Source organism: Bacillus aerius (assembly GCF_029894105.1).
In the GTDB taxonomy this organism is placed as follows: Bacteria; Bacillota; Bacilli; order Bacillales; family Bacillaceae; genus Bacillus; species Bacillus altitudinis.
Genome location: NZ_JARYHO010000001.1, coordinates 2,501,681 through 2,521,741 on the forward strand (window position 1 = coordinate 2,501,681; position 20,061 = coordinate 2,521,741).

Sequence of the window (20,061 nt, forward strand, 5' to 3'; positions counted from 1 at the left end):
ATTAAGCTCACAGGCGACCTTCCAAACAAGTGCATCCTAGAAAACCTTTCAGCTATTGGTTTCCCTCTCTTTAGGGTCTTGCTCGTACTCTTCCTGATCCACGCTTACGATATATCACGTTCATCAGCTTATACTCATCTTTTATTAATATTACTAAATGCCTTTTGTTTTCGTCAATCATCTTTTCCGCTTTTCTTCTTCTTTATACAAATTGGGCAGGCACCCTTTGCCTCTTTGCCCATATGATAATAACAAAATAAAGAAGGAGGGCGTTTTATTTTGAAAAAGATCAATCCTTACACACTCCCCCCATGGCTTAGACAAATTCGGGCAGTTGCCTCCCAAGTCGTTCTCCCGATTGCCATATTTCAAGGCTTTCGCACGATCATTTTTCCCACAACATTTGACGTCCTCATCTTAGGAATTCTTATATTTCTCGCCTGTGCCTTTCACCTTGATTGGTTTTAAGAGAGCTGAAAGCTGCAGGCTCACTCTTATGTATAGGTCCCTCGTTAGACATTTCATAGCGCAACAGCAAACAACCTCGTCACTCTTCTGATGACGAGGCATTTTGTTCTTCTTCAAGGCGTCTAGCCTGCTCAATTTCGTGTATTTTCATGACGGTCGGCTCAGAATTTTTCATTTGCCAATACGCCCTTAACAGCTCCTGACAACTTTCCATCTCATCCTGTCCGCCTGCTTCATAGGCTTTCACCGTATCAAACAAACTCTGCGGATAAGCGAGGTAGCTCAAGAACAAATGAATCTCTTCCTCACGAAGTGGATTTCCCTTTTGATACGTATAAAACAAAGATGTGCATTCAGGACAAGGAGTAGGGTAGGTTTTGAATGTGCGATAGTAAAAGGTCAAAAGGTCATAAATGGGGGCAGCCTTTTTGGACCTCTCAAAATTGGTGAAATGTCCTGTACCTACATCATTGTACAAAAAATGATGGATTGACAATTGCCCATGGTTTAACACAATACGTGTCGTCTCTTGGTCTTTCATTTCCTCATGCCAATCCTCTAAACGTTCAAGTGCAAATTCACTTGCAGACATCGCTTCTGAAAAATACATAGCAGCAGCCAGCTCAAATGGCGACATATACCATGTTTGTTCTGCCCGCTCGATAAATCGTTCATACATGTCTTTCTCTGTTTCCCATTTGCTTTTCATTTGGGTGTAGTGAGCCTCTATTTCCTGCTCAGTAATGTCCATCATGACTTCTGTTCGTTTATGAAGTCTTGCAATCTCTTGAAATAAATATTCATGTTTATCGTCCTGCTCTTCTCTCTTTTCATTGGTCAGCCATGGCATGAGATAATACGTGTACTGGCTTTCTCGATGATTTGAGAAAAAGGAACCGCTCTTCGTGCGATAAATCGGCACAAAGGAGCGATAGCCTTTTGATTCTAGTTCAAGCATTTGCTCTGTAAACTGCATGTGTCGATGGGGCTTTACCCGCTTTAGTGCAAATACGCCCTGCTTTGTATACACTCTAACGACAGCTGGACTGACAGGTTCGATATATTCAGCCTCAAGCCCGTATTCGTATAGGACAGATTGGATTTCATCCACGTTCTCTCACCACATTTTCTCGGTCCATCATCTCATACTATGCATTGCTTTTTTGATACTCAGGAATATAAAGAATCTGCCCTTCTTCAAGCTCTGCATCCACCGATAATGAATTCGTTCGAAGGAGCTGCTGCACATTCAACTGATATCGCTCACAAATACGATCGACCGTATCTTCTTGCTGAACTATACATATTTTCATGCGAGAAAAATCTTCCTCCTCCTGCTTAGCGAACAGCTTCGTTAAATAAAGAGAATTCTCACTGCCAGACGCTTCTCTCTGGTCATGTTCAAACTCCTCAGTTTCTTGAGCTGATTCATACACCTTTGGTGCTTCACGTTCATATAATCGTTCGAACTGATAGCTGTCATCCCGCTCTTCCTGCGTCTGTTCCATCTGATAAGTAGGTGATTCAAAGGCTGGATAAGCTGGCGGCTCTTCTTCTTCCTCCTTGCTCTCTGCTTCAGGGGCTTTCCTCACTTCCACCTCAAAGAACGTATCATCCCGCTCCTCTTCTTCTAGCAGCTTAGGCGGGTCAAAGAATGGCGGCTCTTGTACTTGAGCTTCTGGGAAGGAACGATACCCAAGCGCCACGGCTTCTTCTTCCTCGTATTCCTCCTCTTCTTCTGTTTCTTCCACCATCACCGTCTCGATGTCTATTTCATCCTCTTCTTGTTCAGTTCGCGCTTCATGTTGCAAAGCGGCCTGCTGTTCTGCATTTTCTTCATGCTCTTCACGTGGCAGCATTTCTTGCTCTTCATATTCAGGCTGCGCCTGATATTCATAAGTGACATCGCCATATTCCTCTTCAGCACGATGGACAAATTCATATGGCCCTTCTACAAGCGGTTCAGGCGTTCCTTCATCTAACAGACCTTCAATGGCCAAATCAGCCTGAATCGTGAGCAAACGACTTTCTGTCAGCTGGTAATCAAATGCATCAATAAACACAAATACATCATTTAAATGACTAATTTTGTTCTTGGGGATCGTGATATCCACCGGAAATTGATGCAGCAGCTCCGCCGTTCCGTCCTCTCTTACCTTCACCTCATCAGCCTGCCTGTATGATGCATAGGAACTGGATTCACCCATTAGCCCCTCTTGATTTATGTTGTATTCTCCTGTTAGCTCGAGTGAACCTCTAATGGAAACATAATCATTCACTTCTTGAACGAGAATGTCAGGATCGAGAGAAATTGACAGTAGCTCACTGACTTCCTGTCCGTTTTTGAAATAAATGGACTCTTCTACCGAAAACTGTAATCGATTGTTTTGAGACAAGTCGGTGTCCTCCTTTCATCTAATCCTTCAAAATAAAATTAGATGTCAATACAGGTGTATGAAGGAGGCGGTGAAAATATGATTGGTTTTATGCAAAGCAAAAAGCCGATATGTCTCCATATCGGCTCAGCGTGTAGACAAACCCTCGCATTCGGTGTCAGTCCTGCGCGCTGGTGCTCACGAATGTCAAATTCGCTCCGCTCCAGTACTCGTCCTTCCTAGACTGCAAAGGTTTTCTTTCACGCTGAAAAGAAGACAAAGGGCTAAAATAAAGTTCATTTTAACCCTTTGTCAACGATCTAAGCCGATATGTCTCCATATCGGCTTTTGGTTACTGAGCTAATTTTTGAAATACCTTTTCAACTGTCTCAATTGTATACTCGATGTCTTCATCCGTATGAGCAGTTGAGAGGAACAGCCCTTCGAATTGTGAAGGTGGAAGGAAGATGCCGTGATCAGCCATTTCCTTGTAGAATTCAGCGAATAAAGCGAGGTCAGCTGTTTTCGCTGTATCGTAATTGACGACTTGTTCGTTTGTAAAGAAGAATCCGATCATGGAACCGGCACGGTTAAATGTTAATGGAATCCCATGTGCTTTCGCCGCTTTTGAAATGCCTTCTTCCAAACGATCTCCTTTGCGTCTAAACTCTTCATAAGACTCAGGTGTCAGCTGTTTTAATGTTTCAAGACCTGCTGTCATCGCAAGCGGGTTACCGGATAACGTTCCTGCTTGATAAATCGGGCCGCTTGGCGCAATTTGTCTCATAATGTCCGCTCTACCGCCATAAGCACCAACTGGCAAGCCGCCTCCGATGACTTTACCAAGACATGTCAGGTCAGGCGTAATGCCAAAATAGCCTTGTGCACAATGATAATCCACACGGAAGCCTGTCATGACCTCATCAAAAATGAGTAAAGAGCCATATTCCTCTGTAATGTCTCTCAATCCTTGCAAGAAACCTTCTTGCGGAGGGACAACCCCCATATTTCCTGCAACTGGTTCTACAATGACACCTGCAATGTCGTCTCCAAATTCTTCAAAAGCGACTTTGATGCTTTCTAAATCATTGTATGGAACGGTGATCGTATTGCTTGCTGTACCTTCAGGGACACCAGGGCTATCCGGAAGTCCAAGCGTTGCCACACCCGAACCAGCTTTAATGAGCAAAGAATCACCGTGGCCATGATAACAGCCTTCAAATTTCACAATTTTGTTTCTGCCTGTAAAACCACGTGCTAGACGAAGCGCACTCATCGTCGCCTCTGTTCCAGAGCTGACCATACGAATGACCTCAATAGAAGGAACTCGTTCTGATACAAGCTTAGCTAATTCATTTTCAACTAAAGTAGAAGCACCGAAGCTTGTACCATGTTCAGCTACTCGCTGAATGCTTTCAACCACACGGTCATTCGTATGCCCTAAAATAAGCGGTCCCCACGATAAAACATAATCAATATATTCATTTCCGTCAATATCGTATATTTTTGCGCCTTTTCCTCGTTCCATAAAAATCGGGTCTGTATTAACTGATTTAAATGCGCGCACAGGGCTGTTCACACCACCCGGCATTAACTGCTGCGCTTCTTTAAATGCTTGCTTTGACTTTTCATAGCTACGTCCCATTTCAATGTCCTCCTGTCTATCCGTTCTTTATTCTGAGAGCCATTTCGCTGCATCTTTCGCATGATACGTAATGATTAATTCTGCGCCTGCACGTTTCATGCTAGTCAGCATTTCAAGAACAAGCTCTTTTTCAGAAACCCAGCCATTTTGAGCTGCTGCTTTCACCATTGCATACTCTCCGCTCACATTGTACGCAACAACAGGAAGTGTAAATTCATTTTTCACATCACGCATGATATCTAAGTATGAAAGTGACGGCTTCACGATCAGGAAGTCAGCGCCTTCTTCTACATCAGACTGCGCTTCTCTCAGTGCTTCTAAGCGGTTTGCAGGGTCCATTTGATACGTTTTACGATCTCCAAACTGCGGTGTGCTATGCGCCGCATCACGAAACGGACCGTAAAAAGCACTTGCATATTTCACAGCATATGACATGACAGGCACATGAACAAAGCCGGCCTCATCAAGCGCCTCACGAATTGCGATAACAAAGCCATCCATCATGTTTGATGGAGCAATGATATCTGCACCTGCACGAGCCTGACTGACAGCAGTTTTCGCTAAGAGCTGAAGAGATTCATCATTTAAAATTTCTCCATCTTCAACGATTCCGCAATGTCCGTGATCTGTATATTGGCATAAGCAAGTATCAGCAATGACCACAAGCTCTGGGAAATGCTTTTTGATTTCAAGCGTTGCTCTTTGAACAATCCCATGATCGTGATAAGCTTCACTGCCTACATGGTCTTTATGGTCTGGTACCCCAAAAACAATGATAGATTTAATCCCAAGGTCAACAAGCTCTTGGACTTCTTCTTTCACAAGATCAACTGAAATGTGATAGACACCCGGCATTGAAGGGACTTCTTTCCGGACATTCTCTCCCTCTACAAAAAAGATGGGATAAATGAAATCAGAGGGACTTAAAAATGTTTCTCTCACCAATTCTCTCATTCCTGCGCTTGTACGCAATCTGCGGTGTCTGTTAAATTTCATCATTGGTTCAACTTCCTTTCAGATAAACGGCACATCAAATCAAGCATCCCGTCTATCGTATAAGTATCTGGGGTTTCAGAAGAAATCCCGTATTGAAGCAGTGCCTCTTGTGTAAGAGGACCGATGCTCACAAAACATGTGTCTGATGCATCTAATCTATCGATATCAGCCTCCATAGCGTGCATAAAAGAATGAACAGTGGAGGAGCTTGTAAATGTAATAAAATCAAATGATTGCTCCATCATTGCCGACTTGAGTGCGATAATTCCGTCCTCATCCTTCACTGTTTCATATATAATCCACTCTTTTACGTCAATGCCAAGCGGAACGAGGGTATTCTTCACCACATCTCGTGACAGGTGACCTTTTGCTACAAAGACACATTCTTCTGGGTGTACATGTTCAATTAAAGCATCTGCCAGTTCTTCTGCTATAAAACGTTCTGGAACCACATCCACTTTTAAGCCGTGCTGCATCAGATAGGCAGATGTTTTTTCACCTACGGCCGCCACTTTCAAGTGGGATAAGCTTTGATGTAATTGATGCTCCTCTATATAACTGAGAAAAAAAGACGCACCATTTACACTCGTAAACACAAGCCAATGGCTTGCTTCTAAGTCTTCTAGAAATGCCTTCGCTTTTTCTTTTGTCAGCGTTGGCTCAAACCTGATAAGAGAGGTTAAAACAGCATGGCCGTTCAGCGCTTCAATTTTCTGCTGAAACGCACCCGCTTGACGTTCATTTCGAGTGACAAGCACCGTCTGTCCGTAAAGCGATTTGGCTATCGTCATTGGGAAGACAGATCCTTTTTCACCTTGTCGATCAAATCCTTTGCTCCCTTATCAGCCATCTGCTTCGCACATGCTGTTCCGATTGCCTCAGGGTCAGTACCTGTTACGGTTTCTCGAATAATCGTATGCCCGTCCGCAGATGCCACAAGACCTGTCAATTCAATTTCATCACGCTCATTCATCGTTGCGTAACCAGCGATCGGCACTTGACAGCTTCCATCCATTTGTTGAAGGAAAGCTCTTTCAGCAAGGACCGTTTTCTTTGTATACTCATTTGTGAATTGAGCTAACAGCTGCAATAGCTCTTCGTCATCTCCCCGGCATTCTATCGACAATGCGCCCTGCCCCACAGCAGGAAGGCAAGTATCAGGAGATAAAAATTCCGACACGACTTCTTGACTCCAGCCCATTCTAGACAATCCGGCAGCCGCTAGAATAATCGCATCATATTCTTCATTTTTCAGTTTTTCGAGTCTCGTATCAATGTTTCCACGGATCCATTTAATCTCAAGATCTGGTCTCTCCTGAAGAAGCTGGGCACTGCGCCGTAAGCTGCTCGTTCCCACAACCGCTCCCTTTGGCAGTTCATGAAGACGGAGATGATCCTTTGAAATCAATGCATCCCGCACATCTTCACGCTCAGGAATACAGCCGATGACTAAACCTTCCGGAAGAGAGGCCGGCATATCTTTCATGCTGTGTACTGCCATATCGATGTCATGGTTCAGCATTGCCTGTTCAATCTCTTTAACAAACAGACCTTTTCCGCCAACCTTTGATAAGGTCACATCTAAAATTTGATCACCCTTTGTCACAATCTCTTTAATTTCAAAAGAATAAGAAGGGTTTAGTTCAGACAACTTTTGAATGACCCATTTTGTTTGTGTAATCGCAAGTTTGCTTCGTCTAGAACCTACTTTAATTGTACGCATTCCGTCTTCCTCCCGACAATGCCCTTAAGACTCATCATTATTGAAACCAATGAAAGGTTGATAAGCTACCAAGCAGAAAATAATTGATCATCAGCACAAGAAATGAAGCGACATTCCATCGCGCCACGATTTTGCCCTGCATATTTCTCACCAGTCTAATGTATAAGTAAAAGCCGTATAAAAACAGCATAATAAACGAGCCGAGCACCTTTGCATCTGTCCAGTACAACGTATCATACGAAATATATGCCCATATAATGCCAAGAATTAAACTAAGCAAGAGCATCGGCACGCCAATAATATTTAAGACATACGCCATATGATCAAGCTTTGATAAATCTTCAATTCTCAAAAGCCATTTTCCCCATTTTTTCTTTTTCAGCAAACGATATTGAAATAGGTAGAGTAGTGAAAAAGCAAATGAAAGTGAAAAAGCGCCGTATGATAAAATGGCCATCGTAATATGAATGACGAGCAGCTCACTCGTCAGCTTTCCCGTCAGTTCGGCAGAATGAAGATCAGATGGTGTAAAGGTGTGAATCGCCATCATGGAAAAACCAATCACATTTGTAAAAAAGACAATAAATTCAACGCGTAATACTTTTGTCAAAACAAGTGACAATGTCACAAGCACCCACGTATAAAAATATAACCCCTCTGCTACATTCAACACAGGGAATCGGTCTGTTTCCATCATAATATAAAACATGTAGACTGTTTGCAGCAGCCAGACAATAGAAAGCAACCAGAAAGCCATTTTTCCAGCCTTCCGGTTGTGTTGAAGAAAATCTATGAAATAGAACAAGACGCTGAGTGCATAGATCAAGATCGTCGCTTCACCTAGTCTCGCTACAATGGATTCCATCATCGCCTAATCACTCACTGGCAACTGTAGCAAGGCCTTGTGCCATATTTGTTTTAAACAGCTGAAATGCCCCTTGCTCCACCTGCATCGGCTCTGCCTTTTGCTCTTCATCTTCAACCTGTAAATCAAAGATTTCTTTAAAGAGTAAAAGTTTTTCCTCTGCATTCGGCTCCCCGGCAATTTCTTTGGCCTTTAAGATAGGATCTTTCAGCATTTGATTGATGATGCTTTTCGTATGTTTATTTAACAGCTTCATTTCACGATTTGTGAGGTTTGGAAGCTTTCGTTCGATGCTTTGCATCGTATCCGCTTGAATCGAGAGTGCTTTTTCTCTTAAAGCAGAAATCACAGGAACCACTCCGAGCGTATTAAGCCATTGCTTAAATTCCACAATTTCAGCTTCGATGAGAAGCTCCACCTCTTCAGCTACTGCACGGCGCTCTTTCAGGTTAGCTGCCACAATGCCCTCAAGATCATCAATGTCATACAAAAAAGCACCTTCTACTTCAGAAATAGCTGGATCTAAATCACGTGGTACTGCAATATCCACCATGAATAGAGGTCTGCCTTTTCTCTGTTTGTTCGCTTTTTCGACCATTTCCTTTGTGATCACAAATTGTTTAGCCCCAGTAGAGCTAATTAAAATATCCGCTTCAGATAAAGTTTTTTCTAATTGATTCAAGCTCTTAGGCTCTCCTGAAAAGCGGCCGGCCAGTTCTTTGGCCTTTTCAAACGTTCGATTGATGACTGTTACCTGGCCAATCCCTTGACCTTGAAGGTTTTGAGCCGCCAGCTCGCCCATTTTACCCGCACCAAGAATAAGGACATGCTTATCAGAAAGACGTCCAAAGATTTTTTTGGCAAGTTCCACTGCCGCATAGCTGACAGATACAGCATTAGACGCAATATCTGTTTCCGCATGAGAGCGCTTCGCAACTGTTACCGCCTGCTTAAACAAATAATTGAAAACGGTACCAATGGTCTTCTCCTCTTGAGCGACTTTAAAGCTTGAGCGCACTTGACCGAGTATTTGTGTTTCACCAATGACCATAGAATCAAGTCCACAGGCAACCCGGAATAAATGCTCAACCGCTCCATCATTTTCATAAAACTTCAAATATGGAGAGACATCTTCTTTTTCTAAACCGAACCAATCTGCTAAAAATCTTTTTATATAAAACCGACCAGTATGAAGCTGATCTACAACTGCGTAGATCTCTGTTCGATTACATGTTGAGATGACGATATTCTCTAGAATGCTTTTTTCTTCTTTAAGCTTGGACATCGCTGTTCCGAGCTCGCTCGGTTCAAAGCTCAGCTGTTCCCGTATCTCAACAGGGGCTGTTTTATAATCTAAACCCACAACAAGAATATGCATAACTTCAGCTTGCACCCCCAACGCCCTGTCTAATTTATAATAATTACAATATAGAATTTATTATTTATAATGATTATAACATATATTCATTTTTAACTGGATAAAAATTGTGAACAGATTTCAAAAATGTTGTGATATAGTAGAAAAATGTTCGACATCGAATGCCATATCATCACTTCAAGCAATTTACCAGATTTGGCGCGTGCGGACAAATGATCTGCTTATAAGAAGGTGACATCTTTGAAGAAGAAATCTATTTTGCTGCCGCTCACTTTGCTGGCTGTAGCGCTATATGCCATTCTCTCAGGAGATCAATTTGACATTTGGGAAGATCAGGAGAAATGGTATACACTTGTACTGCTTTTTGGCCTTGCTTTCTTATATCAAGGAAAGAAGGAGCAGGAAACCTCTCATGTGTTTATCGGTATGCTCATGACAGGCCTTGCGCTACACTTTATCCTTCAGCCGAAATTAGAACACTGGCCAGATACATTTACGATGATTGTGTTCATCGTCGGCCTCGCACTTTTGATGAAATCATCACAGAAAAAGGAATATCGAATAGAAAGTGTTGTTCTCATTGCACTCGGTCTATTCCTTTATTTCTTTCAACAAATTACAAAGCAACTTAGCACACTTTCGATCCCTACTTCCGGTTTTGAATTGTACTGGCCATATGTATTGATTGCCGTCAGTCTCCTCTTATTATTTTTAAAAAGGAAATAACTTATACAATAAAAAGGCATCTGCTATGTGCAGATGCCTTAGAATGTTGATAAATGGCTAAAATGAACTTGATTTTAGCCATTTTTCTTCTTTTCAGCGTGATAGAAAACCTTTGCAGTCTAGGAAGGACGAGTACTGGCGCGGAGCGAATTTGACATTCGTGAGCACCAGCGCGCAGGACTGACAACGAATGCGAGGGTTTGTCTTCACGCTGAGGCATCTGCTTTGTGCAGATGCCTTTCTTTTAACTGTTAATCTTCGCAAGGATCGCATTCCAGGCTTCATCTTTTCCCTTTTTTGTTTCAGAAGAGAAAAGGATTAATTCATCTGATGGGTCGATGTCGAGTGTCTGTTTGACGACTTTCGCATGCTTTTCCCATTTGCCTTTTGGAATTTTATCGGCCTTTGTCGCAATAATGATCACAGGAACTCCATAGTATTTAAGGAATTCATACATGTTCACATCATCAGCGGATGGTTTATGACGCAGATCCACAATTTGGACGACTGCTTTTAACTCTTCACGCATTGTAATATACGTTTCGATCATTCTCCCCCATGCTTCGCGCTCTGTTTTTGATACTTTTGCAAAGCCATAACCTGGGACGTCCACAAAATGGAGCATATCATTAATAATGTAAAAATTAAGCGTCTGGGTCTTTCCAGGTTTAGAAGACGTACGCGCTAAATTTTTCCGATTAATCAATGAGTTAATGAACGAGGACTTTCCAACATTTGATCGTCCAGCAAGTGCGATCTCAGGCAGTCCCCCGCTCGGGTACTGCTCTGGTTTCACCGCACTAATGACGATATCTGATTTTGTTACTTTCATCTTCCCTCTCCTACTAACGCTTTCTCAAGCACCTCATCTAAATGTGAAACCGGAATAAAAGTTAATCCTTCTCTCACACTTTCAGGAATGTCATCAATATCCTTCTCATTGTCCTTTGGAAGAATAATCGTTTTCAGTCCTGCACGATGTGCGCCTAATGCTTTTTCTTTTAATCCGCCAATCGGAAGCACTCTTCCTCTTAACGTAATTTCTCCTGTCATGCCAACCTCTTTTGAAACAGGACGTCCTGTGAGTGCTGATACAAGAGCCGTCGCAATGGTAATACCAGCTGATGGCCCGTCCTTTGGAACCGCACCCTCTGGAACATGGATATGAATATCGTGCTTTTCATTAAATTGAGGATCAATGTTCAGTTCATCTGCTTTTGAACGAACATAACTGAATGCCGCCTGCGCAGATTCTCTCATGACATCACCGAGCTTACCTGTTAGCAAAAGCTTGCCTTTACCCGGCGAGAGTGAGACCTCGATGGACAAGGTGTCTCCGCCAACTGTGGTATATGCAAGGCCTGTGACAACGCCGACCTGATCTGTCGTTTCCGCCTGACCATAACGGTAAAGTCTTTTTCCGAGGAATTCAGATAAGTTCTTTTCCATCACTGTGATGCGTTTGCGGTCTTCAGCCACAATTGCTCTTGCCGCTTTTCGGCAAATCGCCGCAAGCTGACGCTCTAATCCGCGGACTCCTGCTTCTCTCGTGTAATAGCGAATCATATCATAAATCGCTGCTTCACGAAGCTGCAAGTTCCCTTTCTTTAATCCGTGCTCCTTTAGCTGCTTCGGCAGAAGGTGATCTTTCACAATTTCTGCTTTTTCAACTTCCGTATACCCTGCAATCGTGATAATCTCCATTCTATCACGAAGTGGTCCTGGAATGGTTGCTAAATTGTTGGCAGTTGCGATAAATAAGACTTGAGACAAATCAAATGTCTCTTCAATATAATGATCGCTAAAATTATGATTTTGCTCTGGATCTAACACTTCAAGCATCGCAGAAGACGGATCTCCCCTAAAGTCAGAAGACATTTTATCAATTTCATCTAAAAGAAAGACCGGATTCATCGTGCCCGCCTTGCTCATCCCGCGAATGATACGGCCAGGCATCGCACCTACATAAGTTCTTCGATGACCACGGATCTCAGATTCATCACGTACACCGCCAAGAGAGATACGGATAAACTTTCGATCGAGTGATTTGGCAATGGATTTAGCAAGTGACGTCTTCCCTACCCCAGGAGGTCCTGCTAAGCAAAGAATCGGTCCCTTTAATGAATTTGTCAGTTTCTGAACAGCAAGATATTCGAGTACCCGCTCTTTTACTTTTTCAAGCCCGTGGTGCTCGTCATCTAAAATTTCGCTTGCAAGCTTTAAATCTAGACGATCTTCTGTATAAGTGCCCCACGGCAGATTGATCAGCCAATCAATATAATTGCGAATGACAGAACTCTCAGCAGAGCTTGAAGGGATTTTTTCATAACGGTTCAGTTCTTTTAAAGCCGTTTCACGAACGGAATCTGGCATACCGGACTCTTCAATTTTAGCCATAAGCGTACTGACTTCGCCTGTTTTCCCCTCTTTGTCTCCAAGCTCTTTTTGAATAGCTTTCATTTGTTCGCGTAAATAATATTCTTTTTGCGTTCGCTCCATTGAACGTTTGACACGCTGGCCAATTTTCTTTTCAATCTCTAGCACTTCTTTTTCATTGTGAATGAGACTGATGACCCGATTCAACCGTTTTTTGACATCGACTGTTTCCAGCACTTCTTGCTTGTCTTTTAATTTCAAAGGAAGGTGGGAAGCGACGATATCCGCCATTCTTCCAGGTTCTTCAATATCCGTCACCGTTGCATATGTTTCAGCTGAGATTTTTTTTGAAATTTTTATGTACTGATCAAAGTGATCTAACAAAGTGCGCATGAGTGCTTCTGCTTCTGCGTCCTTTAATTCTTCTTCTGTCAACTCTTTAATATCGACTGACGTATAGTCTTCTAGCTCCATGTAGGATTCGATCTGCGCTCGATTTAAGCCTTCGACGAGCACACGGATCGTTCCATTTGGCAGCTTCAGCATTTGTTTAATTTTTGTGTAGGTGCCGACTTTGAAAATTTCCTCTTCACCTGGTTCATCTATTGAAATTTCCCGCTGTGTTGCTAGAAAAATCATATGATCGTTCATCATCGCCTGTTCTAATGCTTGAACAGACTTTTCGCGCCCAACGTCCAAATGCAAGACCATTGTTGGATAAACAAGCAAGCCTCGCAGCGGAAGGAGCGGAACATTCTTTTTGATTTCATCTGCCATGTTGATAGACACCTCCGTCACTAGTATGAATCATTATAATATACCTGTTTCAGTCTTGTACAATGTAAAAGACTTGAGAAATGATGATCTTACCGTAGTATACCCTTTCTTTTTATCTTGAAAAAGAAAAAAAGATCTATTTCACTAAAAAATCCCCATATGAGATGGGGATTAAACAGATTTCCTTTTCATTTCTTCTAGTCCATCTTTCTTCTCATCTGGCGGATTGACCAAACACTGATCCAGCACTTCTTGGAAGTGCTTCACAGGCACAATCGTAACCCCTTCAATCTCTTTTAAGATCGACTGCTGATTGTCATAAGGGATGATCACTGTTTTGACACCCGCTTGTTTGGCTGCCTTGATTTTTGGTATGACACCGCCGATCGGCTTCACCTGACCTTGTAATCCAATCTCACCGGTCATCGCCGTTAAATGATCAATCGGAATTTGATGAATGGCTGAGAAAATGGCTGTGGCCATCGCAATTCCAGCAGACGGCCCATCAATCGGGGCACCAGCCGGAAAATTAATGTGGATATCATATTCATTTGTTCGTATGCCTAAGTTTCGAAGCACGGTTAAGACATTTTCAACTGAGCCCTTCGCCATACTTTTCCGTCTGATCGATTTCGACTGATTGCCGATGCTTTCTTCTTCCGCAATACCAGTAATATTGATACTGCCTTTTTCAAGCGCTTTACAAATGTTCACTTCAATTTCAAGCAGAGCCCCGCTGTTCGGTCCATACACGGCAAGACCATTTACTACTCCTACCTTTGGCTTTTCCGGTACTTTTTGTTCATATCTTGGTGTCAGCTGGCTTGAATGAATGACCCATTCTACATCGGCGATCGTAATATCTTTTCGGTTTTCAGTGACAGCCATACCTGCGGCGATCTGTACCATGTTGACCGCTTCACGTCCATTTTTCACATAGGATGTTAACAGGTTCAGTCCTTCGTCACTTAATTCCTTCTGTATTTTCTCGACTGCTTTAGCTGCAACAATTTTCAGCTCATGCTGATCCAAATCCTTGAAGAAAATCTCCAAACATCTTGATCGAATAGCCGGCGGAATTTCGTCCGGTGTTCTTGTCGTGGCGCCAATCAGTCGGAAATCAGCAGGCAACCCATTTTGAAAAATATCATGGATGTGATTCGGGATCTGCGTATTTTCTTCACTGTAATAAGCACTATCTAAAAACACTTTTCGATCTTCTAGCACTTTGAGCATTTTGTTCATTTGAATCGGATGCAGTTCTCCAATTTCATCGATAAAGAGAACGCCACCATGAGCATGTGTGACCGCTCCTTGTTTCGGCTGCGGAATGCCGGCCTGTCCCATGGCCCCTGCTCCTTGATAAATGGGATCATGTACGGAACCAATCAAAGGGTCTGCGATGCCTCGTTCATCAAATCTTGCCGTTGTGGCATCAAGCTCAACAAATACTGCATCTTTTTTAAATGGTGAATCAGCGTGACGCTTCGCCTCTTCCATCACTAGACGGGCAGCAGCTGTTTTTCCAACACCAGGCGGCCCGTAGACGATGACATGTTGCGGGTTCGGTCCACACAGGGCAGCTTTAAGTGCACGTATACCGTCTTCCTGCCCTACAATATCTTGAAATCCCTTTGGCCGGACTCTCTCTGATAAAGGTTCACTCAGTTTAATGGATCGCATCTTTCTGAGTGCTTCCATTTCTTTCTTCGATTCTTTATCGATCGTCACCTTTTGTGTGCGCTGATTTTTCAGTAAGTTCCAAAAGTACAACCCGATGACGATACCAAAGAACAGTTGTATGAATAATACGATTCCTGTCCAGCTCAATCGGTGCTCCCTCCTTCATCTATCGTTATGTATTGGTTTCTGTCTGCTAGTATTTCCTAGAGCTGGACGGAATAAACACAACTTCCACGATAAATAAAAAACTCCTGAATCAAAAGATTCAGGAGTCATTCAAATGGGCTTATGCTGATGTTTTTGTATCTTTATTCACGACTGTACCGTCTTTTAAGACAAGACGTGGCGGCTCACCATCAGCAACCGTTTCACCAGTAATGACACATTTCTCAATATCATCACGAGATGGAAGATCAAACATCACATCAAGCATGATGCCTTCAATGATGGAGCGAAGACCACGAGCTCCTGTTTTACGCTCAATTGCTTTTTTCGCAATTTCGCTAAGAGCATCTTCTTCAAACTCAAGCTCAACATCATCAAGCTCAAGCATTTTTGTATATTGCTTAACGAGCGCATTTTTAGGCTTCGTCAAGATTTCTACAAGTGCTTTTTCATCTAACGGCTCTAGGCTTGCAATAACCGGAAGACGACCGATGAATTCTGGGATTAAACCGAAGCGAAGTAAGTCTTCTGGCAGAACTTTTGATAGAAGGACTTCTTTTTCAAGATCTTCAATTTTATTTTCCGCACCGAATCCAATCACTTTTTGACCTAGGCGGCGTTTGATGATTTGCTCAATGCCGTCAAAGGCTCCACCACAAATGAAGAGGATATTTGTTGTATCAATTTGAATGAATTCTTGATGAGGATGTTTACGTCCACCTTGAGGCGGTACACTAGCGACTGTTCCTTCAAGAATTTTCAAAAGGGCTTGCTGTACACCTTCCCCAGATACATCACGAGTGATAGAAGGGTTTTCTGATTTTCTTGCTACTTTATCGATCTCATCGATGTAGATAATGCCTTTTTCAGCTTTTTCTACATCATAATCTGCTGCTTGGATCAGCTTTAGTAAAATATTCTCTACGTCTTCCCCAACGTAACCTGCTTCTGTTAAAGACGTCGCATCTGCAATCGCAAATGGAACATTTAAAATACGTGCAAGTGTTTGAGCAAGTAATGTTTTACCGCTTCCTGTAGGTCCAATCATAGAAATGTTACTTTTCGAAAGCTCAACATCATCAATCTTACTGTTGGAATTAATCCGCTTGTAATGGTTATAAACCGCTACAGCTAAGGATTTCTTCGCATTCTCTTGTCCGATGACATATTCATCAAGAATTTCCCGGATTTCATGAGGTTTCGGAACATCCTTGAATTCAACTTCTTCCTCAGTACCGAGCTCTTCTTCAACTATTTCCGTGCAAAGCTCGATACATTCATCACATATATATACGCCAGGTCCTGCGACCAGTTTACGCACTTGATCTTGCGTTTTTCCGCAAAACGAGCATTTTAATTGACCTTTTTCCTCGTTGAATTTAAACATTCTTTCACCCCTTATTCTTCTTCACTTGCCTGTAGCTAACAGTCAGCTACCCTTCTGGGTCCAGTATGTATGCATTTTACCATACTTTCCTAAAAGACGGTAATGATGTGTTTGTAACACTGCACATTGAGATATGTATGACAGAAAGATGCGACTTACACTATCGTTTCCAAAAGAAGCGATGATAAGTCAAAAATTGTACAAAACAAGGCACGAGTCACTCGCGCCCTGTTTTATTATTATGCACCATATTAACGGTTTTCTACAAGAAAATCAATTGCTTTACGAACTTTTAAATCTTCTTTCATTGCTTCAGTAGAACCGATCGCTTGTTTGATATTTTCAACTGGCATGTTGTATGCTTCAGCCATTTTTGAAAGTTCTTCTTCCACTTCTTCATCAGACACTTGTAGGTCTTCTGCAGCAGCAATTGCTTCAAGAGTAAGATTAGATTTTACGCGTTTAGCAGCATCTTCTTTCATTTGCTCTTTTAGCGCATCTTCATCTTGTCCAGAGAACTGGAAGTAAAGCTCAAGGTTCATCCCTTGCATTTGAAGACGTTGTTCGAATTCTTTCATCATGCGGTCTAGCTCAGTGTCAACCATCGCTTGAGGAACGTCAACTTCCGCATTTTCAGAAGCTTTTGCTACTAGCTCTTCACGAAGTTTGCCTTCTGCTTCGTTTTCTTTTGCTTCTTCAAGACGTTTCTTCGTTTTTTCAGTTAATTCAGCAATCGTTTCTACTTCTTCATCAACATCTTTAGCGAACTCATCGTCAAGTGCTGGAAGTTCTTTTGCTTTAATTTCATGAATTTTCACTTTGAATACAGCTGGTTTACCTGCAAGGTCTTCAGCATGATATTCTTCTGGGAATGTCACTTCAACGTCTTTTTCTGCACCTGCTTCAAGACCAACCAATTGCTCTTCGAAACCAGGGATGAATGAACCAGAACCTACTTCAAGAGAGTAGTTCTCAGCTTTTCCGCCTTCGAATGCTTCTCCATCAACGAATCCTTCGAAATCTAGAACAACTGTATCGCCGTTTTCGATTGCGCCTTCTTCTTTGACAACAAGCTCAGCTTGACGGTTTTGCATAGCTTTTAACTCTTCTTGGACATCTTCATCAGATACAGATGTGTCGTCTTTTTCTACGTTAAGACCTTTGTAGTCACCAAGTTTTACTTCTGGCTTCACTGTTACTTTTGCAGTGAAGATTAAGCTTTCGCCTTTTTCGATTTTCTCAACATCGATTTCAGGGCGGTCAACCGGCTCGATACCAGCTTCGTCGATTGCTTTCGGATATTCAACTGGAAGAAGAATATCTAGTGCATCTTGATAAAGAGATTCTACTCCAAAACGCTGCTCGAAAAGACCACGTGGTACTTTCCCTTTACGGAATCCAGGGATTGATACTTGCTTAACTACTTTCTTAAATGCATCATCAAGTGCTTTGTTAAATGTTTCAGCGTCAACTTCTACTGTTAAGACACCTTCGTTACCTTCTTGTTTTTCCCATTTTACTGACATGTGTGTTTCCCTCCAAAAATCTATTCAGATTGTGCGTTGTTACATTCTAAAGCATCATAAAGACTTCGTCCAATCAAAAACCACGCACTCCGCTAAAGAAGCGGTCTTATGTATACAACATTTGACTTGATTATACATAACGTCTTTCAACCGTTGGAATCTTACAACCGCACGATATATGCACAAATACAACCATTATATTATAACATAACAAGTCCGTCTTTCAACTAAATCGACAAATTACAAATAAGAAATTTCTTCAATATCTTTCAGCATTGTACAAGCTTCTCTCAGCTCTCGTTCGTTAAAATCATACAATAAATGCAATTCTTCGAGGTCAATCTCGATTCCATGCATTTCATAGCCGACTTTATGAAGTGCCGCAGCCCAAAGATTCGGATCCGTATATTTAGGAAGAAATGGATATAGCACAAATAAGTGCCGGCGCCATAACTCTTCAACCCCTTGGTAAAGGGTTGGGTTCTCATTGCCGAGAGTGTCATCGAGCTTTCGAAGAACTTGCTGAAGCAGTGGCATTTGCTCTGGCTTGACAGCCTCAGAAGGAACAAGCGTTAAAGAATCACCGAACTTCGTCACATGAACCGGCTTTGCCACATCATGATCTGACAGAAGTTGCAGGATCAATGATTTGACCAAAGGGTTTCCATCAGGCTTTTGTAGGATCGTATTTAATAGACCCATATGCGGCGTGATGTTTCGGTCTTTCAGCGAATGGATGAACTGCACCTGCTCTTCTGGCCGCTCGAGCATATCATCTATATTGATTTCTCCGCTGCCTTCCTCGTCTTCGTCTAAAATCTCTTCTGGTGATTCAATCATCTTTCTGCTAAATTCAAGCAGTTTATAAAAATGCTCCGCGCTTTCTGCTGGAAGGTGATTTTCTTCAAGGACAGCCTCAATTGTTTGTTTGACTTCCTCGTACTCTTTCAGCTGAATTAAGATGGTCATATACACTTGAAGCACAGTGAAATAGTGTCCATATCCTTCATGTAGCATCTTTTCACATACTCGCTTTGCATCCTGCCGCTCACCAAGCTCTAGAAAACAAATCGCCATACCGAGATGAATATCGGATTCTTCATCGTCATCATACGATTTCGCTTCTGAAAATAAGTGAAGCGCCTCTTGATACTGTTTATCTTTTAATGCTGCCATTCCTTTTTCAATCAGTCTTTCTTTCAGACCAGGAAACAAAATGACATTATCTTTCTTCTTGTCATGTTTCATGCTTACGTTCCTTTCGGGCGCATATTTTTTATCAGTTTACCAACGAAGGTTAGTAAACACAAGTAACGAGAGGTTTTCATGCAAAAAAGAAGCCGTCACACCACGGGGACGGCTTCTCGTTGTTTATGCACGCAGCCAGCTGCTACGTTTTTCCTCAAATGCTTGAATCTCATCTTCTAGTAACAATGTTAATGAAATCTCATCATAGCCATTCAAGAGCATTTCTCTCCAGTGTGGATCTACATCGAAAGGAGTAACATTCCCTTCATGGTCTTGAATCTGTTGTTTTTCCAGATCAACTGTCATTTCATATCCTTTGTTTTCATATGATGCAGCAAACATTTTCCACACATCATAATCAAGGCGGATTGGAAGCATCCCGTTTTTAAAACAGTTTTGATGGAAAATATCGGCGAAAGATGGGGCAATGACAATTTTGAAACCATAATCATCAAGCGCCCAAGGCGCATGTTCCCTTGATGACCCGCAGCCAAAGTTTTCGCCTGCGATCAAAATAGAGGCTCCTTCATAAATCGGCTGATTGAGCTCAAAATCTGGATTCGGACTGCCATCTGCTAAATATCGCCAGTCAAAAAAGGCAAATCGGCCATATCCTGTTCGTTCGATTCTTTTCAAAAACTGTTTCGGAATGATTTGATCTGTATCTACATTTATACGGTTAAGCACAGCGGCTTTTCCTTTATGAGTGACTAAAGGCTCCAT

At 42.2% G+C, this 20,061-nt stretch carries 17 protein-coding genes and 1 other annotated feature (1 of these 18 running past the window's edge); of the genes, 2 read left to right on the forward strand and 15 right to left on the reverse strand.

What is annotated here, in order from left to right:
• Nucleotides 1-110, reverse strand: a binding site (T-box leader) (it extends 120 nt beyond the left edge of the window).
• Nucleotides 111-279: 169 nt separating this feature from the next.
• Nucleotides 280-468 carry a hypothetical protein gene (locus tag M2353_RS12970; protein WP_003216497.1) on the forward strand — a complete coding sequence of 63 codons (189 nt, stop codon included), beginning with the start codon at nucleotides 280-282 and terminating at the stop codon, nucleotides 466-468.
• A gap of 79 nt (nucleotides 469-547) precedes the next feature.
• Here M2353_RS12970 and ysxE read toward each other — a convergent pair whose 3' ends face one another.
• The 8 genes from ysxE to hemA form a co-directional block, all read right to left on the reverse strand.
• Nucleotides 548-1,579 (reverse strand): spore coat protein YsxE, encoded by a 1,032-nt coding sequence (gene ysxE, locus M2353_RS12975; RefSeq protein ID WP_251210924.1) that lies wholly within the window; start codon nucleotides 1,577-1,579, stop codon nucleotides 548-550.
• Between the two features lie 37 nt (nucleotides 1,580-1,616).
• Entirely contained in the window at nucleotides 1,617-2,864 is a 1,248-nt protein-coding gene (locus M2353_RS12980) for a LysM peptidoglycan-binding domain-containing protein (protein ID WP_284725536.1), read from the reverse strand.
• Nucleotides 2,865-3,195: 331 nt separating this feature from the next.
• Nucleotides 3,196-4,488: a glutamate-1-semialdehyde 2,1-aminomutase gene (gene hemL / locus M2353_RS12985; RefSeq protein WP_061419819.1), complete on the reverse strand. Its 1,293-nt coding sequence runs from the start codon at nucleotides 4,486-4,488 to the stop codon at nucleotides 3,196-3,198.
• A 27-nt stretch (nucleotides 4,489-4,515) separates the two neighbouring features.
• Nucleotides 4,516-5,487 (reverse strand): porphobilinogen synthase, encoded by a 972-nt coding sequence (gene hemB, locus M2353_RS12990; protein WP_284725537.1) that lies wholly within the window; start codon nucleotides 5,485-5,487, stop codon nucleotides 4,516-4,518.
• Nucleotides 5,484-6,275: a uroporphyrinogen-III synthase gene (locus tag M2353_RS12995; protein ID WP_284725538.1), complete on the reverse strand. Its 792-nt coding sequence runs from the start codon at nucleotides 6,273-6,275 to the stop codon at nucleotides 5,484-5,486. Before M2353_RS12995 ends, hemB begins: the two co-directional genes overlap by 4 nt.
• Nucleotides 6,272-7,207: a hydroxymethylbilane synthase gene (gene hemC / locus M2353_RS13000; RefSeq protein WP_024718409.1), complete on the reverse strand. Its 936-nt coding sequence runs from the start codon at nucleotides 7,205-7,207 to the stop codon at nucleotides 6,272-6,274. Before hemC ends, M2353_RS12995 begins: the two co-directional genes overlap by 4 nt.
• Nucleotides 7,208-7,244: 37 nt before the next feature.
• On the reverse strand, nucleotides 7,245-8,075 hold the full coding sequence (locus tag M2353_RS13005) for a cytochrome c biogenesis protein (RefSeq protein WP_008342830.1): 831 nt from the start codon (nucleotides 8,073-8,075) through the stop codon (nucleotides 7,245-7,247).
• Between the two features lie 7 nt (nucleotides 8,076-8,082).
• Complete coding sequence (hemA, locus tag M2353_RS13010; protein ID WP_024718410.1) at nucleotides 8,083-9,450, reverse strand: glutamyl-tRNA reductase; 1,368 nt, start codon at nucleotides 9,448-9,450, stop codon at nucleotides 8,083-8,085.
• A 240-nt stretch (nucleotides 9,451-9,690) separates the two neighbouring features.
• Between hemA and M2353_RS13015 the strand changes: the two genes are divergently transcribed.
• Nucleotides 9,691-10,176 (forward strand): hypothetical protein, encoded by a 486-nt coding sequence (locus M2353_RS13015; RefSeq protein ID WP_284725539.1) that lies wholly within the window; start codon nucleotides 9,691-9,693, stop codon nucleotides 10,174-10,176.
• Between the two features lie 244 nt (nucleotides 10,177-10,420).
• Here M2353_RS13015 and yihA read toward each other — a convergent pair whose 3' ends face one another.
• From yihA to leuD, 7 genes are all read right to left on the reverse strand, one after another.
• Entirely contained in the window at nucleotides 10,421-11,008 is a 588-nt protein-coding gene (gene yihA, locus M2353_RS13020) for a ribosome biogenesis GTP-binding protein YihA/YsxC (RefSeq protein WP_007501562.1), read from the reverse strand.
• Nucleotides 11,005-13,329: an endopeptidase La gene (lon, locus tag M2353_RS13025; protein WP_284725540.1), complete on the reverse strand. Its 2,325-nt coding sequence runs from the start codon at nucleotides 13,327-13,329 to the stop codon at nucleotides 11,005-11,007. Before lon ends, yihA begins: the two co-directional genes overlap by 4 nt.
• Nucleotides 13,330-13,500: 171 nt before the next feature.
• Complete coding sequence (gene lonB, locus M2353_RS13030; RefSeq protein WP_284725541.1) at nucleotides 13,501-15,159, reverse strand: ATP-dependent protease LonB; 1,659 nt, start codon at nucleotides 15,157-15,159, stop codon at nucleotides 13,501-13,503.
• A 139-nt stretch (nucleotides 15,160-15,298) separates the two neighbouring features.
• Nucleotides 15,299-16,564 carry an ATP-dependent protease ATP-binding subunit ClpX gene (gene clpX, locus M2353_RS13035; protein WP_017358145.1) on the reverse strand — a complete coding sequence of 422 codons (1,266 nt, stop codon included), beginning with the start codon at nucleotides 16,562-16,564 and terminating at the stop codon, nucleotides 15,299-15,301.
• A 251-nt stretch (nucleotides 16,565-16,815) separates the two neighbouring features.
• On the reverse strand, nucleotides 16,816-18,090 hold the full coding sequence (tig, locus tag M2353_RS13040; RefSeq protein ID WP_017358146.1) for a trigger factor: 1,275 nt from the start codon (nucleotides 18,088-18,090) through the stop codon (nucleotides 16,816-16,818).
• A gap of 240 nt (nucleotides 18,091-18,330) precedes the next feature.
• Nucleotides 18,331-19,338, reverse strand: coding sequence for a DNA damage checkpoint antagonist DdcA (gene ddcA / locus M2353_RS13045; protein ID WP_284725542.1), 1,008 nt, complete (start codon nucleotides 19,336-19,338; stop codon nucleotides 18,331-18,333).
• A 123-nt stretch (nucleotides 19,339-19,461) separates the two neighbouring features.
• Complete coding sequence (leuD, locus tag M2353_RS13050; RefSeq protein WP_284725543.1) at nucleotides 19,462-20,061, reverse strand: 3-isopropylmalate dehydratase small subunit; 600 nt, start codon at nucleotides 20,059-20,061, stop codon at nucleotides 19,462-19,464.